Genomic DNA, 24,292 nt, shown 5'->3' with positions numbered 1-24,292 from the left:
CTCAGGTCGCCGGTTCCTCCTGGCGGGCCGGGCGCGGGGCCTCACGGCCCGGCGGCTTGGCCGTCACCATCACGGCGGCGACGATGCCGGCCAGGAGCATGATGGCGGCGGCCCACCAGATGGCGACCGTGTAGCCGTGCACGATGCCCTGCTGGGTGACCAGGCGGCGGCGGGCCGGGTCCGTCAGGTGGGCCGTGATGTAGGCGGTCGCGCTGGTGGTGGCGATGGTGTTCAGCAGGGCCGTGCCGATCGAACCGCCCACCTGCTGCGAGGTGTTGATCGTCGCCGACGTCACCCCGGAGTCCTGCGGTGCCACGCCCGCCGTCGCCGTGGCGAACACCGGCATGAAGACCAGGCCCATGCCGAGCCCCATGAGGATCAGGGCGGGCAGGACGTGGGGCGCGTACGAGGAGTCGACGGTGAGCTGCGTCAGCAGCACCATGCCGATCGCGGCCAGCAGGGCGCCCGGGGCCATCAGCAGGCGGGGCGCCACATGGTCCAGGAGGCGGGCGGCGATCTGCGTGGAGCCGACGATGATGGCGGCCGTCAGCGGCAGGAAGGCGAGCCCGGTCATCACCGGGCTGTAGCCGAGGATGACCTGCAGGTAGTAGGTCATGAAGAGGAACAGGCCGAACAGGCCGATGACGGCCAGGGCCATGGTCAGGAAGCAGCCGGCCCGGTTGCGGTCCCTGACGATGTGCAGCGGCAGCAGCGGGACCGGGGCGCGGGTCTGCCAGGCGACGAACGCCACGAGCAGGACGACGCCCGCCGCGAACAGGGCCAGCACGAGCGGGTCGGTCCAGCCGCGCGGCTCGGCCTCGGCGAAGCCGTAGACGATCGCGACCAGTCCGCCGCAGCCGAGGATCACGCCGGGCACGTCGAGCCGGGCGCCCTCGTGGACGGGGCTGTCGTGGAGCAGCGCGAAGGCGCCGATCACGGCGATCACGGCGATCGGCACATTGACGTACAGGCACCAGCGCCAGTCCAGGTACTCGGTGAGCACGCCGCCGACGATGAACCCGATGGCGCTGCCGCTGCCGGCCAGGGCGCCGTAGATGCCGAACGCCTTCCCGCGCTCCTTGGGGTCGGTGAAGGTCGTGGTCAGCAACGACAGGGCGGACGGGGCGAGTACGGCGGCGAAGGCGCCCTGGAGGGCGCGGGCGCCGAACAGCATCCCGGAGGAGGTGGCGGCGCCGCCCAGCGCGGACGCGGCCGCGAAGCCGATCAGGCCGATGACGAACGTGCGTTTTCGGCCCGCGAGGTCGGCTATGCGCCCTCCGAGCAGCAGAAGCCCTCCAAAGGCCAGCGTGTACGCCGTGATGACCCACTGCCGGTTGCCGTCGGAGATGCCGAGGTCCTCCTGGGCGGAGGGGAGCGCGATGTTCACGATGGTCGCGTCGAGGACCACCATGAGCTGCGCGAGCGCGATGACCACCAGACCCCACCAGCGACGGGGGTCTGCTTCCCGGGCTGTTTCACCCGTTCGGGTGACTGTCATCTGGCCAGAAGACCATGGTTCGGGAGGGATCGCATCCGGGGCGGTGGCCCTGCGCGGACGGGGAGCGGTCATGGTTCCAGCACCACCTTCCCGGTGGTCGCGCGGGTCTCCAGGGCGCGGTGGGCGGCCGCCGCCGCGGCGAGCGGGAACCGCTGCACGGCCGGGACGAGACGGCCCGCGGCGGCCTCGGTGAGGGCGCGCAGCTCCAGGGTCCGCATCGGGTCGGGGCCGCCGGCCCGGCGCAGCATCGCGGGGCCCAGGACCTGCTCGGACACGCCCTCCACCAGGTGGGGGCCGCCGCGCAGGCCCTCGCCGGACCAGCCGAACACCAGGTGGCGGCCGCCGGGACCGAGCAGGTCCACGCTCGCGCGGGCCACGTCGCCGCCGACGCCGTCGAGGACGAGGGTGGCGGGCCGTCCGCCGAGGAAGGCGCGCACCTTCTCCGGCCAGCCGGGGTCCGTGTAGTCGACGGCGAGGTCGGCGCCGTTGTCCCGGACCCGCGCGGTCTTCTCCGGTCCGCCGGCCAGACCGACGACGACGGCCCCGGCGCTCTTCGCGTACTGCACGAGGAGGGTGCCGATGCCGCCGGCCGCGGCCGGGACCACGGCCACCGTGTCCGGCCCGAACGCGGCGAACTGGACGATCCCCAGAGCCGTACGGCCCGTGCCGATCATGGCGACGGCCTGCGCGAAGTCCAGGTTCTGAGGGACCTCGTGGACCCGCTCGACGTCGGTGACGGCGAGTTCGGCGTAACCGCCGGGCGCGAAGCCGAGGTGGGCGACGACCCGCTTGCCGAGCCAGAGCGCGGCGACGCCCTCGCCCAGCGACTCCACCACACCGGCGACCTCGCGGCCCGGGATCGTGGGCAGCGGCGTCGGCTGGGGCGCCGGGCCCTGGAAGCCCTCGCGCAGGGCCGTGTCGAGGAGGTGGACGCCGGCGGCCCGGACGGCGATCCGGACCTGGCCGGGCGCCGGGCGCGGGTCGTCCACCTCCTCGTAGGTGAGGTTCTCGGCCGGGCCGAAGCTGTGCAGGCGGATGGCGTGCATCGTGGGTCCCCCATCGCTGTGGCGGGTCGGTCGGGCGTCCCGCCCGGGCGGGCGGGATCACTGCGACGATGCTCCGACCTCAAGCTCGCTTGAGGTCAAGGGCGTGCCGACCGAGGGCCAGGGACACCGCCGTGAGCGCGCTCGTGAAGGACACCTCGGACAGCACGCCCGGCGCGGCGACCTGATCGCCCGCCAGATAGACGCCGTCGCCGCGGTCCACGGCCGGCCGGTCCCGCCAGCCGGCACCGGGCGGGTCCACGGCACCGGTCCGGCCGCTCGCCACGGCGTCACGCCGCCAGGTGACCCGCTCGCGCCAGCCGGGGAAGCCCAGGTCGAGAAGCCGCTCCGCGCGGGCGGCGCCGTCCGCGCGCGACTCGTCCGGGGCGAGCGGGATCTGACCCTGGATCAGCTGCTCACCGGCCGGCGCGAGGGACGGGTCCTGGGCGGTGAACCGCTCCAACCAGCCCGGCGCGTCCAGATCGGAGACGACGAAGGCGTCGCCGCGCCGGCGGCGGACCGCCAGGTCGATCAGGGCCGTCCGGCCGCCGGGCCAGGTCAGCGAGTCGTCCCGCAGCAGACGCCGGGCGGCGGCCAGCGAGGTCGCGACGACCACCGGGGTGTCCGTCGGCAGGGTGTCGATCCGGGACAGCGTCTCCACACGCACCCCGAGGTTCCACGCCCGCGCCGCCATCCGGTCGATCACGGCCGCCCAGCCGCCCCGCGGGTAGTGCGCCTCCGGGGGCAGCCGGGTGGCCCGGCGCAGCCGCTCCTGCACGAACGCGGCGGACAGGGCGCCGGGATCGTGGTGGAACAGCGCGACCGCCGCGTAGTGCGCGGCCACCCGCGCCGCCTCCTCGCCCGCGACGCCGGTCGCCCAGGTCCGGAAGTCCAGGTCGACGGGCGCCTGCGGCACGCCCGGCCGCAGCAGTTTCAGCAGTGCGAGGGGCGGGGTGCGGCGCAGCGTGCCCCGGTACCGCAGCCGGAACCGGGCCGCCTCCAGCGGCGGGATCGGCGCGAGCGGGCCGATCAGGTCCCGCTGGGCGAGCCACGCCCAGTGCGGGCCGCCCTTGTACAGGGCGTGCGGTCCCTCGTTCGTGCGGTACGGCCCCTCCGCGGTGCGGGCCCGGCCGCCGAGGGTGTGGTGGGCCTCGTGCACGGTGACCTCGGCGCCCGCCTCCGCGGCGGTGATGGCCGCGGTGAGCCCGGCGAAGCCGCCGCCGATGACGGTGATGCGGTGCATGGCTGGGGGTCTCCCTCGCTCTGGGTGCGCCCGTGGGCCTTCTGCCGGTACGACGGCCCGGGCGGCCCGGACGTGACATCGGCGGACACCGCGGGGATCGCCGCGGGTGACGGGCGTTGTCAGAGGCGGGGTGCAGCATGGTGCGCATGGCGAGAAGAGCGAGGGGCGCGGGAGCGGCGGGCGGTCCGGGGCGCGGGGGTGTGCCGGGCGCGCGGCGGCCGGAGCTGCGGCTGCCGCCGCTGGAGCCGTACGGGGGCGGCGGGCTGGAGCCGGACGGCGACTACGACGGGCTGGAGTTCCCGGAGGCGGACCTCTCCGAGCAGGACGGCGGGGGCGCGAGGTTCATGGACTGCGCGCTGCGGGGCTGTGTGCTGGACGGGACGCGGCTGCGGTACGCCCGCATCCTGGACTCGGTGCTCTCCGCGCCGCGCGGCGTGGGCACGGACCTCGCCGAGGCGACGCTGCGGGACGTCGAGGTGCTGGACGCCCGGCTCGGCGGGGCGCAGGCGCACGGCTCCGTGCTGGAGCGGGTGGTGGTCAGGGGCGGCAAGATCGACTACCTGAATCTGCGCAAGGCGAAGCTCAGGGACGTCGTCTTCGAGGGCTGCGTCCTGGTCGAGCCGGACTTCGGGGGCGCCCGTCTGGAGCGGGTGGAGTTCGTGGACTGCGCGCTGCGCGGGGCCGATCTCACCGGGGCGACCCTGACCGACGTGGATCTGCGCGGGGCGGCCGAGCTGGACATCGCGGCGGGCCTGGACCGGCTGTCCGGGGCCGTGATCAGCACGGGTCAGCTGCTCGACCTGGCGCCGGCGCTGGCCGCGCAACTGGGCCTGCGCGTGGAGGGGTGACGGGCGCGCGGCCCGCGTCTCACGACAGCCGGGGGAAGCGGGCCTGGAGCGTCCAGATCGCCGGGTTCTCGCCCAGGTCCTCGTGCAGGTCGATCAGGTCGGCGAGCAGGTCGTGCAGGAAGTCCCGGGCCTCGCGGCGCAGCGCCGAGTGCGAGAAGGTCAGCGGCGGCTCCTCCGCCGGCATCCAGTCCGCCTCGATGTCCACCCAGCCGAACCGCCGCTCGAAGAGCATCCGGTCCGTGGACTCGGTGAAGTCCAGCTCGGCGTGCTGGGGGCGGGAGGCGCGGGAGCCGGCCGGGTCCCGGTCCAGCCGCTCGACGATGTCGCACAGCGCCCACGCGAAGTCGAGGACGGGCACCCATCCCCAGGCTGTGGACAGCTCCCGGTCCGCCTCGGTGTCGGCGAGGTAGACGTCACCGCAGAACAGGTCGTGGCGCAGGGCGCGGACGTCCGCGCGGCGGTAGTCCGTCTGCGGCGGGTCGGGGAAGCGGTTGGAGAGGGCGTAGCCGATGTCGAGCACGCTGGGCATGGTGTCACGGCTCCCGCTCATAGGATCACCGACGTGTCCCGTACCGCGGCGGCCGTCCCCGCCGTCCTGAGCGCCCTGCTCGCCCTCGCCCTCACGGCGTGCGGCGGAGTCGACGGCACCCCCGGCGGTCCGGGCGTGCGCGACCCGTACTTCCCCAAGGCCGGCAACGGCGGCTACGACGTGCGGCACTACGCGCTCGACCTCTCCTACGACCCCGCCGAGCGGCACCTCGCGGGCACCGCCGAGATCACCGCGCGCGCCGGGCAGGACCTGTCCGCCTTCGACCTGGACCTGAGCGGCCTGGACGTGGACCGGGTCGAGGTGGAGGGCCGCCCCGCCCGTTTCAGCCGCAACGGGCAGGAACTGATCGTGCGGCCGCACGACGAACTCGACGCCGACGAGACGTTCCGGACCGTCGTCCACTACTCCGGCACGCCCCGGACGCTCACCGACCCGGACGGCTCCGAGGAGGGCTGGCTGCCGACCGCCGGGGGCGGGGCGCTCGCGCTGGGGGAGCCGACCGGGTCCATGGCGTGGTTCCCCGGCAACCACCACCCGTCCGACAAGGCGGCCTACGACATCACGGTGAGCGTGCCGGAGGGGACCGAGGCGGTGTCCAACGGGGAGCTCGCCGAGCGGCGCACCACCGGCGGCCGTACGGCCTTCCACTGGCGTACGGCCGAGCCCATGGCCACGTATCTGGCCACGCTCGCCATCGGCGACTACACCCTTCACCGGTCCACCGTGCGCACGGCGGCGGGCCGGGACCTGCCCGTCCTGTCCGCTGTCGTCCCCTCCGAGTCCGGGCCCGCCGAGGAGGCGCTGGAGCGGCTGCCGGAGGTCGTGCGCTGGGGCGAGGACACGTTCGGGCCGTACCCCTTCTCCTCCACGGGCGTGATCGTCGCCGGCGAGGGGGACGCCGGGTACGCGCTGGAGACGCAGTACCGGCCGGTCTTCCCCGGCGCCCCCGGCACCGGGCTGCTGGTGCACGAAATGGCCCACCAGTGGTTCGGCGACTCGGTGACGCCCGAGAGCTGGCGGGACATGTGGCTGAACGAGGGCTTCGCGACGTACGCGGAGTGGCTGTGGGAGGAGGAGCACGGCGGCGACAGCGCGCAGGAGACCTTCGACGCGCTCTACGACCACGGCGAGGACGAGTACGAGGACCTGTGGTCCTTCCCGCCCGCCGAGCCGTCCGGCGCCGCCCACATCTCCGACGAGCCGGTCTACTCGCGCGGCGCGATGGTGCTCCACAAGATCCGGCAGACCGTAGGCGACACGGCGTTCCGGGACCTCGTACGGGGCTGGACGGCGAAGCACCGCCACGGCAACGCGGACACCGACGACTTCACGTCCTACGTGGAACGGACGGCTCCCGACGAGGACTTCACCCCCATCTGGCGGGACTGGCTGTACGGGGAGGGCAAGCCCGAGCACCCCTGACGGCCCCGGACCGGCCGCGGCCGCCGTCAGCCCGTCACCTCCAGGTCCCCCCGTATCGCCGCCCGTGCCGCCCACACCGCCTCCGCGTGCTTGAGGCGCCGTTCCTGCATCGCGGGGGAGTCGAGCGGGGGGTCGCCGGTGGCGAAGGCGTCCTGGAGGTCCCGCAGGGTGGCGTACACGGCCTCCAGGGCGTCCGCCATCTCCCGCGGCGCGCACAGCAGGGCGCTCTCGCGGGCCTCGTCGCAGCCCGAGGAGCGGAACGCCTGGCGCACGGCCGTCGCGCGCTCCCGGCCGTCGCGGGTCAGGGCGGCCTCGCGCATGTCCTCGTAGGCCAGGCGGTACTTGGTGAGGACGGTGACGTAGATCTGCCTGCGCTCCTGACGGGTGCGGTCGGCCCGGTCGTGGTGCCGGCGGACGCGGTCGGCGAGCAGGGTCGAGCCGACGCCGACGAAGGCGCCCAGGGCGGTGGCGGCGAGGGTCGTCCAGTCCATGGCGGGTCAGGCGCCCCCGTCCGCGCCGTACGCGGCCAGCAGGCGGGCCAGGTCCCGGGGCCACAAAGGCTCCGGGGGCGCGACGAGTTCGGCGGCGGTCCACCAGTGCCAGCCGAGGATGTCGCCGGACGGGCCGAGGCGCGGGCCCGTCGGCTCGCGGCGTTCGGTCAGCGCCAGGTAGATGTGCTCACGGCGGCGGATCGGGATGCCCTGGTGGGTGAAGTCGTGGTCCCAGGTGGCCAGGAGGGGGCCCGGCTCCAGGTCCGTCCAGCCGGTCTCCGCGCGCAGTTCGCGGGCGGCGGCCTCGCGGGGGCTCTCGTCGCCGGCCGGGGCACCGCCGGGGAGCGCCCAGTGCGGGCCGGCCTCGTCGTCGGCGTAGCGGAACAGGAACACCGCGCCGGTGGGGTCGAGCACGGCCACACGGCCACCCTCGAGCACGGCCCGCGGGGTGCCGGGCAGGGACTTGCGCAGAACCGTGCAGGGCCGGCCGTGCTCGCGGTCCTCGCCGTGACCGATCGGCTCGTAGCCGAGGGACGTCCAGAAGGCGAGGGCCGGGGCGTTGCCGTCGAGGACCGCGAGGCGGACGCCGGTGCGGCCCTCGGCGCGCAGGCGCTCCTCCACGAGGGCGGCGAGCCGGGTGCCGTGGCCCTGGCGCTGGGCCGAGGCGTCCACCATCAGCAGCCCGATCCACGGGTCGGGGTCCTCGGGGTCGGGGTGCCGGGCGAGAGTGATCACGACGCCGACCAGCCGTCCGGCGCTGCGCGCGAGCAGGACCTCCGCGCCCGGCACCGCCAGCTCGTCGGCGAGGGCCGCCGCGACCTGCTCCGGCCGGATGTCGTCCGGGTCGGGGAAGTCGCCGCTGAGCGCCTGGAACGCGCGGTTGGAGGCGTAGAGGGCCGTCAGCTCGGTGAGGAGCGGGGCCGGGATGTCGTGGTCGGCGGTCAGCGGGAGGGGGGCGAGGATCACGGGGGCAACCTATCGGAGGGGCAGGGCCGGGCCCGGGTACGCCGAACCCCCCGGCGGGGCCGGGGGGTTCGGGGCGGTGCGGGGGACCCTCAGACGTTGACGCCGAAGTCCTGCGCGATGCCGACGAGGCCCGAGGCGTAACCCTGGCCGACGGCACGGAACTTCCACTCCGCGCCGTTGCGGTACAGCTCGCCGAAGACCATGGCGGTCTCCGTCGCGGCGTCCTCCGACAGGTCGTAGCGGGCGATCTCGGCGCCGCCGGCCTGGTTGACGATGCGGATGTAGGCATTGCGGACCTGGCCGAAGTTCTGCGAGCGGTTCTCCGCGTCGTAGATGGAGACCGGGAACACGATCTTGTCGATGTCGGCCGGGAGGGCCGCCAGGTTGACGTTGATCGCCTCGTCGTCGCCCTCGCCCTCGCCGGTGCGGTTGTCACCGGTGTGGACGATGGTGTTGTCCGGCGTCTGCTTGTTGTTGAAGAAGACGAAGTGGGCGTCCGAGTAGACCTTGCCCTGGGTGTTGACCGCGATCGCCGAGGCGTCGAGGTCGAAGTCCGTGCCGGTGGTGGTGCGGACGTCCCAGCCGAGACCCACGGTGACGGCGGTCAGGCCCGGAGCCTCCTTGGTGAGCGAGACGTTGCCACCCTTGGACAGGCTTACAGCCATTGTTGGGAGTCCCTTCCCTCGTTGCGGTACGGCTAGAAGCTACAGCTACCCCTATGAACGCGGGGAGCGGTACCGCAGTTCCAGGTGTCTTTACTTTCTTTGCCGAAGTACGCCCGCAGGGGGCAACCGCCGCCGATATTCGCGTGACGTGGACGGGACAGGCGCGGGACCATGGAGGACATGTCCGGTCCCCATGTCATCCGCGGCTCCGTCTCCCTCCCGGAGGCCGAGCTCATGTGGCGTTTCTCGCGCTCGGGCGGTCCCGGGGGCCAGCACGTCAACACCAGTGACTCGCAGGTCGAGCTGCGCTTCGACCTCGCGGCCACCGAGGCGCTGCCCGAGGTGTGGAAGCAACGCGCGCTGGAGCGGCTGGCCGGCCGGCTCGTCGACGGGGTCCTGACCGTCCGGTCCTCCGAGCACCGCTCCCAGTGGCGCAACCGCGAGACCGCCGCCGTACGGATGGCCTCGCTGCTCGCCGAGGCGACGGCCCCGCCGCCCAAGCCGCGCCGCCCCACGCGCGTCCCGCGCGGGATCAACGAGCGGCGGCTGCAGCAGAAGAAGCAGCGCGCCCAGACCAAGCGCGGCCGCTCCGGCCGGGACTGGAACTGAAGGCTCTCGGGCCAGCTCTTAGAGACTCGCCGTCGTCAGGTCCAGCACGCCCACCGTCTGGTCGCCGGAGGTCTCCCCGGTCGTACGGAAGCCCAGGCCGAGGTAGAAGCCCTCGGGGCCGTCCGGGCCCGGGTGCCAGGTGACGTACAGCTCGTGGCCGCCGCGGCGGCGGATCTCGGCGGCCACGCTCGCGACCGCGAACCTGCCGTAGCCCCGGCCCTGTTCGCGCGCGTCGATGTTCAGCCGCCACAGCCCCGAGCGGCGCACGCTGCCGCCGTCGCCGCGCCAGTCGATGTCGAGGAAGGCCATCAGGAAGCCGACCGGGCGCTCCCCGTCCATGATCAGCCTCGGCCAGGCCACGCCGGCGGGATGGACGTACGCCTCGGCGAGGGACTCCACGACGGGGGTCACCGCGTGTTCCTGGTCGGGGCGGACCCTAATGCCCGTGGCGGACTCGAGATTTCCAGGTGTGATCTTTTCAAGTCGCGGCGAGGAAGTGAGCGGTGTCATCCCGGGAGGGTAAGCCGCGTGATCTTCCGCGGGCGCGGGAATTTCTTCCGCCGCGACCGCTCATCGCGCGAGGAGATCACCTCAACTGCCGGTAACGCCCCCGGAAATACGTCAGCGGCCCGCCGTCCGGACTCGGCAGCGAGGCCGTCAGGACCCGGCCGATGACGAGGGTGTGGTCGCCGGCCGTCACGCGCTGCTCGGTGCGGCACTCCAGCGTGGCGAGCGCGCCGCCCACCAGCGGGGCGCCCGTCTCGATGCCGCGGGTGTACGGGATGTCGGCGAACAGCAGCCGGTCGCTGACCCGGCCCTTCATGGCGAAGCGGCCCGCGATGTGCCGCTGGCTCTCGGCGAGGACGGAGACCGCCCACAGCGGCTGCTCGTCGAGCAGGTCGTCCATGCGGGACCCCTCCCGCAGGCTGACCAGCACCAACGGCGGGTCCAGGGACACGGACAGGAACGCGGTGGCCGTCATCCCGACGTCCTCGCCGGCCGGTGCGTGCGGGTCGCCGGGGTCCAGGGGCGGCTCCAGCGCGGTCACCAGCACCACACCCGCGGCCAGCCGCGACATGGCGGCGCGGAACTCGTCGTTGCTCACTCCCTCAGCATGCCCGTGGGGGGAGCGGGAGGCGGGGAGGACGGCGGTGACGGGCTGCGGGGGAGTGGTGAAGTTCTGCACGGTAAAACGCTAATCCCGGCCCCGGTGCGGTCACATCGGGCCTGCGGACGAGAGCGGACCTAGGACTCGCGCCCTACCGTCTTGCGCGGCGTTTCGCGGCACCTCCACACACTCCCGGTTCGCGTTGCGTAAACACACGGGAAAAACGCAGAAACGCCGGTCAATTGTTCACGTTTCTCTGTGACTTGAGTCACAAGAGGCATTAATTGTTGACCCTGTGTACCGAGTGGGCAGCGCGCTGTGATTCAGTGGCGGGGAACCCAGCAAGGACGATATGCCGAAGAGCACCCTTGAAGCGCTGCGAGGTCTCGGGGGGAGGGCGAGCATGGAGACCGAGTCGGAACCGTACGTCCGTCTTGCGACCCTGCGGCAACTGCACCAGGTCATGGCTGACATGAACACGGCTCGCAGTCTGGCCGACACCCTCCAGACCGTCGCCGACGGCGTCGTCAACGGCCTCGGCTACGAACTCGCCTGCGTCAACCTGGTGCGTCCCGACGGCGATCTCGTGGTCGCCGCCTTCGCGGGCAACCCGGCCGCCGAGGCCCTCATCACCGGCCGCGTCGGCTCCCGCGACTCCTGGGAGCGCCGCCTGAACATGGGCGAGCACTGGGGCGACCTGGTCTTCATCCCGCACACCGAGGGCTGGGTCCTCGACGACGACGACGTCCCGCAGTGGTACACGGAAGGCCCCGCGCCCCGCTTCGAGGACGAGTGGCACCCCGCCGACCGCCTCTTCGCCCCCATGTACACGCCCGGCGTGCACGGCGGCGCGTGCGGCGAGCTGATCGGCGTGCTCTCCGTGGACCGCCCGCGCAACGGCCGGCTGCCCGGCGCCTGGGGGCGCGAGGCGCTCCAGATGTACGCGTTCCAGGCCGCCATCGCCATCAGCAACGCACGTCTACGCGCGAATATGCAGCGGGCCCTGGTCCGCCTCGAGCGCGACCAGCAGGCGCTGCGGGCCAGCGAGGAGAGCTTCCGGCAGGCCTTCGAGTACGCGCCCTCCGGCATGGCCATCGCCGAGATGGGCGGCGACCAGCACGGCCGCATCCTGCGCACCAACGACGCCCTGTGCCGGCTGCTGGGCCGCCCGGCCTCGGCGATGCGCCGCTACTCCTTCTCCGACCTGGTCCACCCCGAGGACATCGGCACGCTGCTGCGCACCTCCGCCGAGGGCGGCCGGGCCGAGCTGCGGCTCGCCCGCCGGGACGGCACGTACGTCTGGGTCTCCCTGCGCAACAGCGTCGTCGCGGACGCCGCCGACGGCCCGCGCTTCCTGCTCACCCACGTCGAGGACATCGAGGAGCGCAAGCGCCGCGAGCTCCAGCTCGCCCACCGCGCCTCCCACGACTCGCTCACCGGCCTGCCGAACTCCGCCGAGCTGCGCTCGCGCCTGTCCGCCCGGCTGTGCAAGCGCCCGGCGCACGCCGGAGCCCTGGAGTCCACGGACGCGGCCTACGGGCATCCGGCCGTCTTCGACGCCAACGGGCACGGCTTCGACTTCCCCGGCTCGGCCGCGCTGGACGCCTACGACCACCATGTGCACACCGTCGCGCCCGAGGAGTCCGAGCGCGACGACGGCACCAAGGGCCTCGCGGTGCTCTTCTGCGACCTCGACGGCTTCAAGTCGATCAACGACCGGTTCGGGCACAACGCGGGTGACGCGGTTCTCATCGAGGTGGCCCGGCGGCTGACCCGCGGCGTACGCGACGGCGACACGGTCGCCCGGCTCGGCGGCGACGAGTTCGTGATCCTCGCGGACGGGCTCGGCCGGGCCGACGCCCAGGACCTCGCCGTCCGGCTGCGCAACGAGATCATCCAGCCCATCCGGGCCGAGGGACGGGCCGTGCGCGTGGGCGCCAGTTTCGGCATCGGATGGGCACACTGCGGAATGACCGCGGACGAAGTGTTGAAGTCCGCCGACGAGCGGATGTACGTAGAGAAACGATCTCGTCCCAAACAGCACAGACGGGCGGGATGAAGTCCAGGTCAGCGAGCTGGTGCGGTGTGAGTCACCCGTTTGGGCGCACAGGAGCGGGTAGGCTCGCCATTCTGACCCCATGCATCGCAGCCCGCACCTGGTGAGGAGTACCAAGGGATGACGTCCGGCAACAACGGCGCCACTACGCCCGAGGACGACGACCCGTTCGGCTACCTCTACGCCGACGGGCAGGCCAATGGCGCCCAGCCGCCGTCCGGTGGCTACGGCTACCCGAACGCCGTCAACCGGGTGCGTACGGTCGGCCAGCGCCAGTACGGCCAGCAGCCGGGGGCCGGGTACGGCCAGACACCGCAGCAGCAGAGTTCCTACGGCCAGCCGAACGCGCACTACGCGGCCCCGGAGACCCTGCCCGGCGGAGCGCCGACGACCCAGACGTCGTACAGCACCGGCACCGGATCCGGCGGCCGCGGCCGCGGGCCGAACACCAAGGGCCTGCTGATCGGCGCCATCGCCGTCGTCGCGGCGGTCGTCATCGGCATCGGCGTGGCCATGCTGGGCGGTGACGACGACAAGGACGCCAAGGGCGACGACACGCCGGCGACCCCGACCCAGTCCCAGACCGAGGGCTCCAAGCCGTCGCAGACGGCCGACCCCGGCGACGAGGTCGAGCTGCCGAAGAGCGACGCGAAGACGCTGGCCCTCGGCGGCACCGCGGCCACCGCGTCCGACGTGAAGGGCGCCCAGGCGGACGGCGGCGTGTACGTCACCGGCTTCAACCAGGTCGGCTCGTCGGTCACCTGGACGGTGAACGGCATCCCGAAGGGCGGCAAGTACACCGTCTACGTCGGCTACAGCGTCCCGGGCAAGGACGGCAACGCCACCCTGACGGTCAACGGCACGCCCTCCACGGCGCCGGTCAACCTCAAGAACTACGCGCACGCGGGCGAGGGCGACTACGAGAAGGGCTGGACGAAGACCTACAACTACATCCAGCTCAACAAGGGCACCAACACGATCAAGGTGTCGTGCGAGGAGGGCAACCAGTGCGACGCCCTGCTCGACCAGGTGTGGCTCGTCAAGGGCTGGGTCAAGTCCTAGGTCGTCTCCTAGGCGTTCCCGGAAGCCGTCAGGCGGCGGTGGCCTCGCCGGTCACCGCCACCCGTTCCCGCAGCTCCTCGTAGGTGCGGCGGTCGAACTCGCCGGCCACCGGGGCCACCACGCTCGCCGCGCCCAGCGCCGTCGCCCGGGCCAGCCGGTCCGGCCAGGCCAGCCCCTCGACGAGGCCCGACAGCAGACCCGCGACCACCGCGTCGCCGGCGCCCGTCGGGTTGCCGCGCAGCCGGGCGGGCGGGGCGGCACGCCAGCGGCCCTCCGGGGTGGCGGCGAGCAGTCCGCCCTCCCCGAGGGAGGCCACCACCGCGCGGGCGCCCCGCCGCCGCGCGTCCTGCGTCGCCCGTGACGGCTCGTGCGAGCCGGTGAGCTCGGCCAGTTCCCCGGCGTTCGGCTTCAGGACGTCCGGGCGGGCGGCGACGCCCCGGCGCAGTGCCTCCCCGCTGGTGTCGAGGAGCACGGGCACACCGGCCGCCCGGGCGGAGCGGACCAGTCCGGCGTAGGCCCCGACCGGCACCCCCGGCGGCAGGCTGCCGCACAGGGCCACCGCGGCCGCGGAGGGGAGGAGGGTGCCGTACGCCTCCTGGAAGGCGGACCACTCGGCGGGGGAGACGGTCGGGCCGGGCTCGTTGAGCTGGGTCGTGTCACCGGTGCGGTCGTCGACCACGGCGACGGTGCGCCGGGTCGGGCCCGTCACCGGCACCAGGGCGTCGATCACGCCGGGGGCGGCGGTGAGCCGCTCGCGCACCTCCCGGCCCGTCGCGCCGCCCGCGAAGCCGGTTACCGTCACCTCGTGCCCGAGGGCCGCCAGGACGCGGGCCACGTTCAGGCCCTTGCCGCCGGCGCGTTCGGTCACCTCGGAGACCCGGTGGGAGGCGTGGGGGCGCAGCGCCCCGACCCGGTAGGTGATGTCGAGAGCGGTGTTCAGCGTGACCGTCAGGATCACCTGGGCCGACCTCCCCCGAAGAAGTTCTCGATACGTGTGCCGTCGCCCGGCGGACGTCCTGTCCGGGCGTCACGATCATGCCAAAAGGGCGGCGGCCGTCACAGTCTCCCAGGACAACCGCCGCCCTCAACAGCGGGACACATCACCCCAGTTGGGGATCGATCACCCATTCGCCCCGGCGCATCACGCCCTTGAGGTCGAAGTCGGCGTCCAGGACCACCAGGTCGGCGTCCTTGCCGGGCTCCAGGGAGCCGACGCGGTCGTGGCGGCCGAGGAGCTTCGCCGGGTTGGCCGACAGGGCCGCCACCACGTCCCCGACCGGCAGCCGGTCGATCGTCACCGCCCGCTTGAAGGCGCGGTCCAGGGTGAGGGTCGAGCCCGCGATCGAACCGCCCTCCACCAGGCGCGCCACACCGTCGGCGACCTCCACCTCCAGCGGGCCGAGCATGTAGCGGCCGTCGCCGAAGCCGGCGGCGTCCATCGCGTCCGTGATGAAGGCGACCCGGCCGGCGCCCGCGTGACGGAACGCCAGCTCCAGGGAGGCCGGGTGCAGATGCGTGCCGTCGTTGATCAGCTCGACCGTGACCCGCTCGTCCTCCAGCAGGGCGACGATCGGGCCGGGCTCGCGGTGGCCGAGCGGGGGCATCGCGTTGAACAGGTGCGTGGCGACCGTCGCGCCGGCGTCGATCGCCTCCACGGTCTGCTCGTAGCTGGCGTCCGTGTGCCCGATCGCGGCGATCACCCCGTGCTCGGCCAGCAGCCGTACGGAGTCGATGCCGCCCGGCAGCTCGGTGGCGAGGGTGACCATCGCCGCGTGGCCGCGGGCCGCGTCGATCAGCCTGCGGACGTCCGCCGGGTCCGGGTCGCGCAGCAGCTCCTCGGAGTGCGCGCCCTTGCGGCACGGCGAGATGAACGGCCCCTCGAAGTGGATGCCCGCGATGTCGCCCTGCTCGGCGAGCTCGGCGAGCAGCCCGGCCCGGCGGGTCAGGAAGTCCATGTCGCCGGTGACGGTGGAGGCGACCAGGGTGGTGGTGCCGTGCAGCCGGTGGGTGTGGATGCCCTTGAGGACGTCGTCGGGCGTGCCGGAGGTGAACGAGGCCCCGCCGCCGCCGTGGTTGTGGATGTCGACGAAGCCGGGCACGATCCAGTGCCCGGTGAGGTCGACGCGGTGGGCGTTCTCCGGTGCCGTGCCGGCGATCCGGGGGCCGTCGACGATCACCTGGCCCTCTTCGAGCGTTCCTGTCGGCAGGACCACGTTGGCGCCGGACAGGATGAGGGGCACCTCGTCCGCCGTCGGCCGCGGGTGCGTCGTGGCTGGTCGCGCTCCGCGGCGGAGCCGCTCTTCGGCGCTGTCCCGGGCCCCTAGGGCGTTCGCCATCAGGGAGTTACCTCCGTACGGTCGGTGTTGTCGAGGAGATCCCACGCCAGGAGCCCGGCACCCAGGCATCCCGCCGTGTCGCCCAGGGCCGCGGGGACGATGGACGGCAGCTTCTGGAAGGTGACCCGCTGCCGGACCGCGTCCCGCAGGGGTGTGAACAAGGTTTCCCCCGCTTCGGCCAGGCCGCCACCGATGATCAGGGTGCGCGGGTCCAGCAGGGTGAGGGCCGTGACCAGGCCGTCGGCGAGCGCGTCCACGGCGGCCTGCCAGACGCGGACGGCGTTCGGGTCACCGGACGCGACGGCCTTGGCGCAGTCCGCCGCGTCCGCGTCCGGGTCGCCGCAGGCGGCGGCCCACGCCTCGCTGACGGCGGCCGCCGAGGCGTACCGCTCCAGGCAGCCGTGCTGCCCGCAGGGGCAGGGGGCGCCGCCGGGCCGGACGACGACATGGCCGATCTCGCCGGCGAAGCCGTGCGCGCCCGCCTCGACCCGGCCGTCGATGCCGATGGCGCCGGCGATCCCGGTGCCGAGGGGCACGAACAGGAAGCGGTCGGCCCCGTGGCCCGCGCCGACGCGGCCCTCGGCGAGGCCGCCGGTGCGGACGTCGTGGCCGAGGGCGACGGGGATGCCGCCGAGCCGTTCGGCGAGCAGGTCGCGCAGCGGGAGGTCCCGCCAGCCCAGGTTGGCGGCGTACACGGCGAGGCCGCGCTCGGCGTCGACGATCCCGGGGACCGCCACCCCGGCGGCGGCCGCGGGCTCGCCGAAGTGCTCCTCGCCGTAGGCGCGCAGCTCGGCGGCGAAGTCGAGGATGCCCTCGGCGACCGCCTCCGGGCCGCGGGCGCGGCCGGTCGGGCGGCGTGCCTGATGGAGCAGTTCACCGCCCGCTCCGGCCAGGGCGGCCTTCATCCCGGTGCCGCCCACGTCGAGGGCGATGACATGTCTCACGGGGGACAGTGTGGCTTGCCGACCCGCGAGAGGTCTAGTCCACTTACGTGGTGTAGACCTGTGGGGGCAATATGTATGACGATTCGAAGATTTCGAACAGAGGCGTGGGGCGGATTCGCGTGCAGCGGCGTGGTCGGAGGCGTACAGGAGCGGTCGTGGCGGTGGTGTCCGCGCTGGACATGACGGCGGTGCTCGGCGGCTGCGGGGTGACCGGCGGCTCGGACGACGTCACGCTCGAGCTGGTGGCCGCCGACTACGGCGACGGCAAGGCGACCAGCTCACGGGCGTACTGGGACAAGCTCACCGACGCGTACGAGGCCGAGCATCCCGGGGTGACCGTCGACGTCGAGGTGTACTCCTGGAACGAGGTCGACGCCAAGGTCAAGGAGATGGTCGCCGCGGGCGAGGCGCCCGACCTCGCGCAGATCGGCGCCTACGCCGACTACGCAGCGAAGGACCTGCTCTACGAGGCCGACGACCTGCTCTCCATCCCGGTGCAGGCCGACCTCGTCCCGCAGCTCGCCGAGGCGGGCCAGGTCGACGGCGTGCAGTACGGCATCCCGTTCGCGTCCTCCACGCGGCTGCTCTTCTACAACAAGTCGCTCTTCGAGCAGGCCGGCCTCACCGCGCCGCGGACCTGGAAGGAGCTGGCGGCCGACGCCGCCGCGCTCAAGGCACGGGGCGTGACGTACCCGTACGCGCTGCCGCTCGGGTCCGAGGAGGCGCAGGCCGAGACCATGCAGTGGCTGCTCAGCGGCGGGGGCGGCTACACCGACCCGCAGCTCGGCACCTACAGCATCGACTCCCCGGAGAACGTCGCCACCTTCACCTGGCTGAAGGACGACCTGGTCGGCAAGGGCCTCACCGGGCCCGTCGCGCCCGGCGAGCTCAACCGCGCCGACGCCTTCGCCGCCTTCGCGAAGGGGGACGTCGGCATGCTCAACGGCCACCCCTCGCTGATGCAGACCGCCCGGAAGAAGGGCGTGAAGGTCGGCATGGTGCCCATGCCCGGCGTCGACGGTCCCACCAAGCTGTCCATGGGTGTGGCCGACTGGATGATGGCGTTCAAGCAGAACGACCACGCCGAGGAGATCGGCACGTTCCTCGACTTCGTCTACGACACGCAGAACGTCCTGGACTTCTCCCGGCGCTACGACCTGCTGCCCGTCACCACCTCCGCGTCCGAGGTGATGGCCGGCGCCAAGCAGGACGCCGACCTCAAGCCCTTCCTGGAGCAACTGCCGTCCTCCGAGCTGTACCCGGTCGGCCGGACCTCCTGGGCCGCGGTCAGCGCGGACGTCAAGAAGACCATCGGCTCGGCGGTCGCCTCCGGCGGCAGCCCCTCGGCGGTCCTGGCCCGGCTCCAGGCGACCGCGACCAGGCTGGACGGGGCCGAGTAGGAGCCGCTGTCGGTGGCGGGGGTTACGGTGCCAGGCATGGACCAGCACCAGGACCGGCCCGACGCCGCCCTCGCCGACCGCGAACGGGCCGTGCTCGCCCTGGAGCGCCGGGGCTTCTCCGGCCCCGGCGCCAAGGAGCGCGCCATACGCGAGGAGCTGGGCCTCGCCCCCGTGCGCTACTACCAGCTGCTCAACGCCCTGCTGGACGACCCGCGGGCCCTGGCCCACGACCCGGTGACGGTGAACCGGCTGCGCCGGGTGCGCGAGGCGCGCCGGGCGGAGCGCTGACGGCAGGGATAGGTCCGGCGCCGCTGGATAGGGTCACGAACATGGCCCGTCACAACGACCAGACCGACCCGACCCCGTCCCCGTCCTCGCGCGGCGCGACCCTCCCGGAGCCGGCCACCGGACCCGGCCGGGACGGGCTCGCCGCGCTGCTCGCCCGGCCCGCCCGCGCGCTGATCGCGCTGGACTTCGACGGGACCCTCGCACCGATCGTGCCCGACCCCGAGAAGGCCCGAGCCCACCCGGAGGCGGTGCCGGCGCTCGCCGCGCTCGCGCCCGAGGTCGCCGCGGTGGCCGTGATCACCGGCAGGCCCGCCGAGGTGGCCGTGCACCACGGCGGCTTCGCCGGGGTCGCGGGTCTGGAGCACCTGGTGGTGCTGGGGCACTACGGCGCCGAGCGCTGGGACGCGGTGAGCGGCGAGGTGTCCGCGCCCGACCCGCACCCCGGGGTCGCGGCCGTCCGCGCGGCCCTGCCCGCCGTGCTGGCCGGCCACGAGGACGGCACCTGGATCGAGGACAAGGGGCACGCGGTCGCCGTGCACACGCGCCGCGCCGCCGACCCGCAGGGCACCTTCGACGCCCTGCGCGGCCCGCTCACCGACCTCGCCGGACGCAACGGCCTGATCGTCGAGCCCGGCCGGATGGTCCTCGAACTGCGCCCGCCCGGCATGGACAAGGGCAAGGCCCTGCGCGACCTCGCCCACGACCTGGGCGCCGAGGCGGTCCTCTACGCCGGCGACGACCTCGGCGACCTCCCCGCCTACGCCGCCGTCGACGACCTGCGCGCCAAGGGCGTCCCCGGCCTCCTGGTCTGCAGCGGCAGCGAGGAGGTCACGGCCCTCTCGAAACGCGCGGACCTGGTGGTGAACGGCCCGCAGGGCGTCGTCACCCTGCTCCGCACGCTGGCGGAGAGCATCAAGTCGGCCACCGGCTGACCCTCACCGTCGGCCCCCCGGCTCAGTCCTGTTCGTCGCGCAGCGCGTTCAGCTGGTCCAGGAACCACTGGGCGGGGGGCAGGGCCGTCGCCGCGGCCGCAAGGCGCTTGGAGCGTTCAGCCCGTTCCGCCGGCGGCACCGACAGCGCCTCGTGCAGCGCCTCGGCCGTGGCGATCACGTCGTACGGGTTGACCGGGACGGCGTCCTCGCCGAGCTCCTCGAAGGCGCCGGCCTCGCGGGACAGCACCAGGACGCACCCCTCGTCGGAGACGAGCGGCACCTCCTTGGCGACCAGGTTCATACCGTCCCGGATCGGGTTCACCAGAGCCACGTCGGCCAGCCGGTACGCGGCCAGGGAGCGCGCGAAGTCGTCCTTGACGTGCAGCACGACCGGCGTCCAGCCGGGCGTCCCGTACGCGTCGTTGATCTCCCGGGCGACCCGCTGCACCTCGGCCGTGTAGTCGCGGTAGACGGCGAGGTCCTGCCGCGAGGGGTAGGCGAAGGCGACGTGCACCACCCGCTCGCGCCACTCGGGATGGTCGTCCAGCAGCTGCCGGTACGCCAGCAGCCCGCGCACGATGTTCTTCGACAGCTCGGTGCGGTCGACCCGGACCACCGTGCGGCGGGGCGAGCCGTCGGGGGCGGTGCCGATCTCCTCGCGCAGCGCCGTCATCCGCTCGGCCACGTCGTCCTCGTGCGACCGCGCCCGCAGGAAGTCGGCGTCCGCGCCCAGCCCGTGCACCCCGGTCCGCGTGCCGCCGAGCCCGCCGGCGAACCGCTCGCAGCACGCCTCGAAGGCGTCCGCCCAGCGCCGGGTGAGGAAGCCGAGGCGGTCCGCGCCGAGCATCCCGCCCAGCACCTGCCGGGCGATGTCGTCGGGCAGCATCGCGAAGTACTCCGGCGGCGCCCACGGCGTGTGCGAGAAGTGCCCGATCCGCAGGTCCGGGCGCAGCTCGCGCAGCATCCCGGGCACCAGCGTCAGGTGGTAGTCCTGCACCAGCACGGCCGCCCCGGGGGCCGCCCGCTCGGCCAGGGCCTCGGCGAAGGCGCGGTTGTAGGTCTCGTACGAGGCCCACTGCCGCCGGAACTCCGCGTCGAACACCGGCTCCACCGGGGTCTGGTAGAGCATGTGGTGCACGAACCACAGGACCGAGTTCGCGATGCCGTTGTAGGCGTCCGCGTGCACGTCCGCCGGGATGTCCAGCATCAGCACGCCGTCCTCGCCGGCGCCGCGGCGCACCGCCTCGCGGTCGCCGTCGGACAGCGCCGAGCACACCCACAGGGCGCCCGCGTCCGGCCCGATCGCCGACAGCCCGGAGACCATGCCTCCGCCGCCCCTCTTGCTGTGCAGCGAACCGTCGTCGCGCACCTCGTACGAGACCGGGCCGCGGTTCGAGGCGACCAGTACCTGGGCAGCAGTCTGCGAGGAAGCCATACGCCTCAACCTAGCCCGGCCCGGAAACGCTCAAACGTGCGGTTCGGCTCAGTGGGGGCTCACGTACGCGCTGTATACGGCCGGGATGCCGCGTTCACGCGACCTTGCGCGCCGCGTACTCCGCGATCTCCACCATGGGCGGCCGTTCCTCGGTGTCCACCGAGTACGTCCGTGGCTCGAAACCGTCCTGGCCGCGCTCGAACTGGGTCAGCGCCGGGCGCACCAGATGCCCGCGCGCCAGCCGCAGCTGGGCGGTGCGGTAGATCGCCGCGGACATGCGCCCCAGCGCCTGCCCGTCCTGGTGCCGGTGCTTGCGCACCCCGACGTCCACCTGCGCGAGGGCGTCCAGGCCCACCAGATGCAGGGCGTCCACCAGCATGCCCAGCTCGACGCCGTACCCGACCGGGAAGGGCAGCTGCTCAAGGAGGCTGCGCCGGGCCGCGTACTCGCCGCCGAGCGGCTGCACGAATCCGGCCAGCTGCGGCCAGTGCATGTTCAGCAGGGGGCGGGCCATCAGCTCGGTGACCCGGCCGCCCTGCCCGGACGCGCCGCCGAGCGGGCGGTCGTACATCGCCTTGACCAGGTCGACGCCGGGGTCGGTGAGCAGCGGGCCGACGATGCCGAGGACGAAGTCGGAGGAGAATTCCCGCAGGTCGGCGTCGACGAAGCAGACGATGTCCCCGCCCGTCACCAGCAGCGAGCGCCACAGCACCTCGCCCTTGCCGGGCACGGCGGGGATGCGGGGCAGGATGTCGTCGCGGTGGACGACCCGCGCCCCGGCCGCCGCGGCGACCTGGGCGGTGCGGTCGGTGGACCCGGAGTCGACGACGACGATCTCGTCGACCAGCGGCACCTGGTGCACGAGGTCGTGGGCGATGATCGCGACGATGTCGCCGACCGTCTCCTCCTCGTTGAGGGCGGGCAGGACGACCGAGACCGACTGGCCCGAGCGCTGCTTGGCGGCCAGCACATGGTGCAGCGGACGGTCGGCCAGGGACCAGGAGCGGCTGATCAGCCAGCGCTCGACTTCTTCCAGCACGGTCGGCGGCTCCTCACTGTCGCATTCTGTCGAACTGACGAATCGGTCGAACGACCTCGGTGATCCATCTCGCGGTTCGGACTGCTCTCTCAACTGTCCTGGCCTTCGGTTACAGTCTTGAACAACGCGAGTGACCATCGCATGTCAGGGTCGCCCGGCGTTCACAACCGCAGGACAACCGCATACCGCTCATCCAGAGGGGCAGAGGGACACGGCCCGATGAAGCCCCGGCAACCCTCCAGTCGGTTCTCGTAGATCAGCGTCGATCGTCACCGTTGATCGTCTCCGCGAGGCTCCCGGCTAGGGAAGGTGCCAAATCCGTCTCACGGCGAGATGCGTCGTGAGGAAGATGAGGAGAAAGGGCCTCGCCTCACATGGCTGTGCAGACTGTTGCAAGCAGCACCGACTCCACCGTAGACCTCGGTCCCGCCGCCGCGCTGTCCTGTCGCGAGTGCGGCCACCGGGTCCCGCTCGGCCCGGTCTTCGCCTGCGAGGAGTGTTTCGGCCCGCTGGAGATCGCCTACGACTTCTCGGGCTACGACACCGAGAAGCTCCGTCAGAGCATCGAGGCGGGCCCCGCGAACATCTGGCGCTACGCGCCCCTGCTGCCCGTCCCGGCCGACGTGGCGGACAAGCCGAACATCAACCCCGGCTGGACCAAGCTCGTCAAGGCCGACAACCTCGCCCGCGAACTGGGCGTCACCGGCGGCCTGTACGTCAAGGACGACTCCGGCAACCCGACGCACAGCTTCAAGGACCGCGTGGTCGCGCAGGCCCTGGAGGCCGCGCGCGCCTTCGGCTTCACCACCCTGTCCTGCTCGTCGACCGGCAACCTCGCCGGCGCGGTGGGCGCCGCCGCGGCCCGCGCCGGCTTCCGCTCGTGCGTGTTCATCCCGCACGACCTGGAGCAGGGCAAGGTCGTCATGGCCGCGGTCTACGGCGGCGAGCTCGTCGGCATCGAGGGCAACTACGACGACGTGAACCGTTTCTGCTCCGAGCTGATCGGCGACCCCGCCGGCGAGGGCTGGGGCTTCGTGAACGTCAACCTGCGGCCGTACTACGCCGAGGGCTCCAAGACGCTCGCGTACGAGATCTGCGAGCAGCTCGGCTGGCGGCTGCCGGACCAGCTCGTCGTGCCGATCGCCTCCGGCTCGCAGCTCACGAAGATCGACAAGGGGCTCCAGGAGCTGATCAAGCTCGGCCTGGTCGAGGACAAGCCGTACAAGATCTTCGGCGCCCAGGCCGAGGGCTGCTCGCCGGTGTCCACCGCCTTCAAGGCCGGTCACGACGTGGTCCGCCCGCAGAAGCCGGACACCATCGCCAAGTCGCTCGCCATCGGCAACCCGGCCGACGGCCCCTACGTCCTGGACATCGCCCGCCGCACGGGCGGCGCGGTGGAGGACGTGACGGACGCCGAGATCGTCGCGGCGATCAAGCTGCTCGCGCGGACCGAGGGCGTCTTCGCCGAGACCGCGGGCGGCGTGACCGTGGGCGTCACGAAGAAGCTCATCGAGAGCGGGGTGCTCGACCCCGCCAAGACCACCGTCGTCCTGAACACCGGCGACGGCCTCAAGACGCTGGACGCGGTGGCGGGTACGGGCCTCACCGCGACGATTCGTCCCAACCTTGACTCCTTCCGAGAGGCTGGCCTCGCATGAGCGTGACCGTTCGCATCCCGACCATCCTGCGCACCTACACCGGCGGGCGGGCCGAGGTCGCCGCCGAGGGCGCCACCCTGGCCGAGGTCATCTCCGACCTCGAGAAGAACCACACGGGGATCGCGGCCCGGGTGCTGGACGACCAGGGCAAGCTCCGGCGCTTCGTCAACGTCTACGTCAACGACGACGACGTGCGTTTCGAGCAGGGTCTTGAGACCGCGACCCCGGACGGTGCCGGCGTCTCCATCATTCCGGCCGTCGCCGGCGGCTGACCGGATGACCGAACATTACCTTCGGTAATCCCGGTTACCGAGCGTTCATCGAATTGCCTCCTCCGTGAGAGAAGCGGAGGAGGCAATTCTGTGTGATTGAGCGGGGTACAGTTGGGGAACGCACCGCCGGTCCCCGGACCGGCCGTCTTTGATTTCTGCCGCCGACCCGACAAGAAGTAGCCAAACTCCGCGGGTCCTATGCGGCTTTTGTTCCGTTTGCCCGGCCCGACTTGACCTGAAGTCAGCGGAATTGTCGCCACATTCCCGACCGGTCGTGCCCGGATTTCTCGTCCGATTGACCTGTTGCAGACGGCAGTTGGGCAGATACATTCAGCCGCGGTCGACGCGTTCCGGCGCACGCCCCCGACCGATTTGGGGGGTGAGGTCTGACCCGGATCCGCGAAGTGTGGATCTGTGCAAGGGCCAG

24 protein-coding genes and 1 riboswitch are annotated in these 24,292 nt (G+C 72.8%); of the genes, 10 read left to right on the top strand and 14 right to left on the bottom strand.

Features of this window, described 5'->3' with window-relative positions; all coding sequences use genetic code 11:
- Position 1: 1 nt before the first annotated feature.
- The 3 genes from ACFV46_RS06165 to ACFV46_RS06155 form a co-directional block, all read right to left on the bottom strand.
- Entirely contained in the window at positions 2-1,498 is a 1,497-nt protein-coding gene (locus ACFV46_RS06165) for an MFS transporter (protein ID WP_361922736.1), read from the bottom strand.
- Between the two features lie 68 nt (positions 1,499-1,566).
- On the bottom strand, positions 1,567-2,544 hold the full coding sequence (locus ACFV46_RS06160; protein WP_385497160.1) for a zinc-binding dehydrogenase: 978 nt from the start codon (positions 2,542-2,544) through the stop codon (positions 1,567-1,569).
- Between the two features lie 79 nt (positions 2,545-2,623).
- The gene (locus tag ACFV46_RS06155; protein ID WP_385497159.1) at positions 2,624-3,784 is read right to left on the bottom strand and encodes an NAD(P)-binding protein; all 1,161 of its coding nucleotides are present in this window, start codon (positions 3,782-3,784) and stop codon (positions 2,624-2,626) included.
- Between the two features lie 146 nt (positions 3,785-3,930).
- On the opposite strand from ACFV46_RS06155, the gene ACFV46_RS06150 reads away from it, so the two are divergent.
- Positions 3,931-4,632, top strand: a complete 702-nt coding sequence (locus ACFV46_RS06150) for a pentapeptide repeat-containing protein (RefSeq protein ID WP_385497157.1) — start codon at positions 3,931-3,933, stop codon at positions 4,630-4,632.
- Between the two features lie 19 nt (positions 4,633-4,651).
- On the opposite strand, the gene ACFV46_RS06145 is transcribed toward ACFV46_RS06150, so the two are convergent.
- The gene (locus ACFV46_RS06145) at positions 4,652-5,152 is read right to left on the bottom strand and encodes a hypothetical protein (RefSeq protein ID WP_376727292.1); all 501 of its coding nucleotides are present in this window, start codon (positions 5,150-5,152) and stop codon (positions 4,652-4,654) included.
- Positions 5,153-5,194: 42 nt separating this feature from the next.
- On the opposite strand from ACFV46_RS06145, the gene ACFV46_RS06140 reads away from it, so the two are divergent.
- The gene (locus tag ACFV46_RS06140) at positions 5,195-6,604 is read left to right on the top strand and encodes a M1 family metallopeptidase (protein WP_376727090.1); all 1,410 of its coding nucleotides are present in this window, start codon (positions 5,195-5,197) and stop codon (positions 6,602-6,604) included.
- Positions 6,605-6,630: 26 nt separating this feature from the next.
- Here the strand turns inward: ACFV46_RS06140 and ACFV46_RS06135 are convergent, their stop codons facing one another.
- The 3 genes from ACFV46_RS06135 to ACFV46_RS06125 form a co-directional block, all read right to left on the bottom strand.
- On the bottom strand, positions 6,631-7,095 hold the full coding sequence (locus ACFV46_RS06135; protein WP_385497156.1) for a hypothetical protein: 465 nt from the start codon (positions 7,093-7,095) through the stop codon (positions 6,631-6,633).
- A gap of 6 nt (positions 7,096-7,101) precedes the next feature.
- On the bottom strand, positions 7,102-8,061 hold the full coding sequence (locus ACFV46_RS06130; protein ID WP_385497155.1) for a GNAT family N-acetyltransferase: 960 nt from the start codon (positions 8,059-8,061) through the stop codon (positions 7,102-7,104).
- Between the two features lie 89 nt (positions 8,062-8,150).
- Complete coding sequence (locus tag ACFV46_RS06125; protein WP_048459028.1) at positions 8,151-8,726, bottom strand: TerD family protein; 576 nt, start codon at positions 8,724-8,726, stop codon at positions 8,151-8,153.
- A gap of 171 nt (positions 8,727-8,897) precedes the next feature.
- On the opposite strand from ACFV46_RS06125, the gene arfB reads away from it, so the two are divergent.
- Positions 8,898-9,335 (top strand): alternative ribosome rescue aminoacyl-tRNA hydrolase ArfB, encoded by a 438-nt coding sequence (gene arfB, locus ACFV46_RS06120; protein ID WP_055625125.1) that lies wholly within the window; start codon positions 8,898-8,900, stop codon positions 9,333-9,335.
- Between the two features lie 18 nt (positions 9,336-9,353).
- Here arfB and ACFV46_RS06115 read toward each other — a convergent pair whose 3' ends face one another.
- The gene (locus ACFV46_RS06115) at positions 9,354-9,845 is read right to left on the bottom strand and encodes a GNAT family N-acetyltransferase (RefSeq protein ID WP_376727093.1); all 492 of its coding nucleotides are present in this window, start codon (positions 9,843-9,845) and stop codon (positions 9,354-9,356) included.
- Positions 9,846-9,921: 76 nt separating this feature from the next.
- A complete protein-coding gene (locus tag ACFV46_RS06110) occupies positions 9,922-10,413 on the bottom strand; it encodes a flavin reductase family protein (protein ID WP_376727293.1) in 492 nt (163 codons plus the stop codon).
- A 433-nt stretch (positions 10,414-10,846) separates the two neighbouring features.
- Between ACFV46_RS06110 and cdgB the strand changes: the two genes are divergently transcribed.
- Both cdgB and ACFV46_RS06100 read left to right on the top strand, forming a co-directional pair.
- Positions 10,847-12,502, top strand: coding sequence for a diguanylate cyclase CdgB (gene cdgB, locus ACFV46_RS06105; RefSeq protein WP_361350267.1), 1,656 nt, complete (start codon positions 10,847-10,849; stop codon positions 12,500-12,502).
- 117 nt (positions 12,503-12,619) lie between these two features.
- Positions 12,620-13,561 carry a CBM35 domain-containing protein gene (locus ACFV46_RS06100; protein ID WP_376727094.1) on the top strand — a complete coding sequence of 314 codons (942 nt, stop codon included), beginning with the start codon at positions 12,620-12,622 and terminating at the stop codon, positions 13,559-13,561.
- A gap of 28 nt (positions 13,562-13,589) precedes the next feature.
- Here ACFV46_RS06100 and ACFV46_RS06095 read toward each other — a convergent pair whose 3' ends face one another.
- The 3 genes from ACFV46_RS06095 to ACFV46_RS06085 form a co-directional block, all read right to left on the bottom strand.
- On the bottom strand, positions 13,590-14,519 hold the full coding sequence (locus ACFV46_RS06095) for a 1-phosphofructokinase family hexose kinase (protein ID WP_385497153.1): 930 nt from the start codon (positions 14,517-14,519) through the stop codon (positions 13,590-13,592).
- A 142-nt stretch (positions 14,520-14,661) separates the two neighbouring features.
- Positions 14,662-15,897 carry an N-acetylglucosamine-6-phosphate deacetylase gene (gene nagA / locus ACFV46_RS06090; RefSeq protein ID WP_361922767.1) on the bottom strand — a complete coding sequence of 412 codons (1,236 nt, stop codon included), beginning with the start codon at positions 15,895-15,897 and terminating at the stop codon, positions 14,662-14,664.
- Entirely contained in the window at positions 15,897-16,841 is a 945-nt protein-coding gene (locus tag ACFV46_RS06085) for an ROK family protein (RefSeq protein WP_385497152.1), read from the bottom strand. Before ACFV46_RS06085 ends, nagA begins: the two co-directional genes overlap by 1 nt.
- A 179-nt stretch (positions 16,842-17,020) precedes the next feature.
- Between ACFV46_RS06085 and ACFV46_RS06080 the strand changes: the two genes are divergently transcribed.
- From ACFV46_RS06080 to otsB, 3 genes are read left to right on the top strand one after another with little or no spacing between them, the layout of a single operon-like run.
- The gene (locus ACFV46_RS06080; protein ID WP_361923671.1) at positions 17,021-18,241 is read left to right on the top strand and encodes an extracellular solute-binding protein; all 1,221 of its coding nucleotides are present in this window, start codon (positions 17,021-17,023) and stop codon (positions 18,239-18,241) included.
- A gap of 36 nt (positions 18,242-18,277) precedes the next feature.
- The gene (locus ACFV46_RS06075; protein WP_062669042.1) at positions 18,278-18,529 is read left to right on the top strand and encodes a DUF3263 domain-containing protein; all 252 of its coding nucleotides are present in this window, start codon (positions 18,278-18,280) and stop codon (positions 18,527-18,529) included.
- Positions 18,530-18,570: 41 nt separating this feature from the next.
- Positions 18,571-19,461 (top strand): trehalose-phosphatase, encoded by an 891-nt coding sequence (gene otsB, locus ACFV46_RS06070; RefSeq protein ID WP_385497151.1) that lies wholly within the window; start codon positions 18,571-18,573, stop codon positions 19,459-19,461.
- A 22-nt stretch (positions 19,462-19,483) separates the two neighbouring features.
- Here the strand turns inward: otsB and ACFV46_RS06065 are convergent, their stop codons facing one another.
- Positions 19,484-20,896 (bottom strand): trehalose-6-phosphate synthase, encoded by a 1,413-nt coding sequence (locus tag ACFV46_RS06065; RefSeq protein ID WP_385497149.1) that lies wholly within the window; start codon positions 20,894-20,896, stop codon positions 19,484-19,486.
- 94 nt (positions 20,897-20,990) lie between these two features.
- Positions 20,991-21,935, bottom strand: coding sequence for a glucosyl-3-phosphoglycerate synthase (locus ACFV46_RS06060; protein WP_361922778.1), 945 nt, complete (start codon positions 21,933-21,935; stop codon positions 20,991-20,993).
- A 186-nt stretch (positions 21,936-22,121) separates the two neighbouring features.
- Positions 22,122-22,291: riboswitch (SAM riboswitch) on the top strand.
- An 18-nt stretch (positions 22,292-22,309) separates the two neighbouring features.
- Here ACFV46_RS06060 and thrC point away from each other — a divergent pair.
- Together thrC and ACFV46_RS06050 are read left to right on the top strand one after the other, a co-directional pair.
- Positions 22,310-23,593: a threonine synthase gene (thrC, locus tag ACFV46_RS06055; protein ID WP_361922781.1), complete on the top strand. Its 1,284-nt coding sequence runs from the start codon at positions 22,310-22,312 to the stop codon at positions 23,591-23,593.
- The gene (locus ACFV46_RS06050; RefSeq protein ID WP_108707492.1) at positions 23,590-23,865 is read left to right on the top strand and encodes a MoaD/ThiS family protein; all 276 of its coding nucleotides are present in this window, start codon (positions 23,590-23,592) and stop codon (positions 23,863-23,865) included. The genes thrC and ACFV46_RS06050 overlap by 4 nt, the downstream gene beginning before the upstream one ends.
- Positions 23,866-24,292: the final 427 nt, after the last annotated feature.

This window comes from Streptomyces sp. NPDC059852 (assembly GCF_042731455.1).
Classification (GTDB): Bacteria; Actinomycetota; Actinomycetes; order Streptomycetales; family Streptomycetaceae; genus Streptomyces.
This window is presented reverse-complemented; position numbering and strand designations above follow the sequence as displayed.

What these genes read in the sequence shown, in the direction of transcription:
- ACFV46_RS06165 (WP_361922736.1), bottom strand. Translation starts at nt 1,498, where the DNA reads ATGACAGTCACCCGAACGGGTGAAACAGCCCGGGAAGCAGACCCCCGT.
- ACFV46_RS06160 (WP_385497160.1), bottom strand. Translation starts at nt 2,544, where the DNA reads ATGCACGCCATCCGCCTGCACAGCTTCGGCCCGGCCGAGAACCTCACC.
- ACFV46_RS06155 (WP_385497159.1), bottom strand. Translation starts at nt 3,784, where the DNA reads ATGCACCGCATCACCGTCATCGGCGGCGGCTTCGCCGGGCTCACCGCG.
- ACFV46_RS06150 (WP_385497157.1), top strand. Translation starts at nt 3,931, where the DNA reads ATGGCGAGAAGAGCGAGGGGCGCGGGAGCGGCGGGCGGTCCGGGGCGC.
- ACFV46_RS06135 (WP_385497156.1), bottom strand. Translation starts at nt 7,095, where the DNA reads ATGGACTGGACGACCCTCGCCGCCACCGCCCTGGGCGCCTTCGTCGGC.
- ACFV46_RS06125 (WP_048459028.1), bottom strand. Translation starts at nt 8,726, where the DNA reads ATGGCTGTAAGCCTGTCCAAGGGTGGCAACGTCTCGCTCACCAAGGAG.
- arfB (WP_055625125.1), top strand. Translation starts at nt 8,898, where the DNA reads ATGGAGGACATGTCCGGTCCCCATGTCATCCGCGGCTCCGTCTCCCTC.
- ACFV46_RS06115 (WP_376727093.1), bottom strand. Translation starts at nt 9,845, where the DNA reads ATGACACCGCTCACTTCCTCGCCGCGACTTGAAAAGATCACACCTGGA.
- ACFV46_RS06110 (WP_376727293.1), bottom strand. Translation starts at nt 10,413, where the DNA reads ATGTCGCGGCTGGCCGCGGGTGTGGTGCTGGTGACCGCGCTGGAGCCG.
- cdgB (WP_361350267.1), top strand. Translation starts at nt 10,847, where the DNA reads ATGGAGACCGAGTCGGAACCGTACGTCCGTCTTGCGACCCTGCGGCAA.
- ACFV46_RS06100 (WP_376727094.1), top strand. Translation starts at nt 12,620, where the DNA reads ATGACGTCCGGCAACAACGGCGCCACTACGCCCGAGGACGACGACCCG.
- nagA (WP_361922767.1), bottom strand. Translation starts at nt 15,897, where the DNA reads ATGGCGAACGCCCTAGGGGCCCGGGACAGCGCCGAAGAGCGGCTCCGC.
- ACFV46_RS06080 (WP_361923671.1), top strand. Translation starts at nt 17,021, where the DNA reads ATGACGGCGGTGCTCGGCGGCTGCGGGGTGACCGGCGGCTCGGACGAC.
- ACFV46_RS06075 (WP_062669042.1), top strand. Translation starts at nt 18,278, where the DNA reads ATGGACCAGCACCAGGACCGGCCCGACGCCGCCCTCGCCGACCGCGAA.
- otsB (WP_385497151.1), top strand. Translation starts at nt 18,571, where the DNA reads ATGGCCCGTCACAACGACCAGACCGACCCGACCCCGTCCCCGTCCTCG.
- ACFV46_RS06065 (WP_385497149.1), bottom strand. Translation starts at nt 20,896, where the DNA reads ATGGCTTCCTCGCAGACTGCTGCCCAGGTACTGGTCGCCTCGAACCGC.
- thrC (WP_361922781.1), top strand. Translation starts at nt 22,310, where the DNA reads ATGGCTGTGCAGACTGTTGCAAGCAGCACCGACTCCACCGTAGACCTC.
- ACFV46_RS06050 (WP_108707492.1), top strand. Translation starts at nt 23,590, where the DNA reads ATGAGCGTGACCGTTCGCATCCCGACCATCCTGCGCACCTACACCGGC.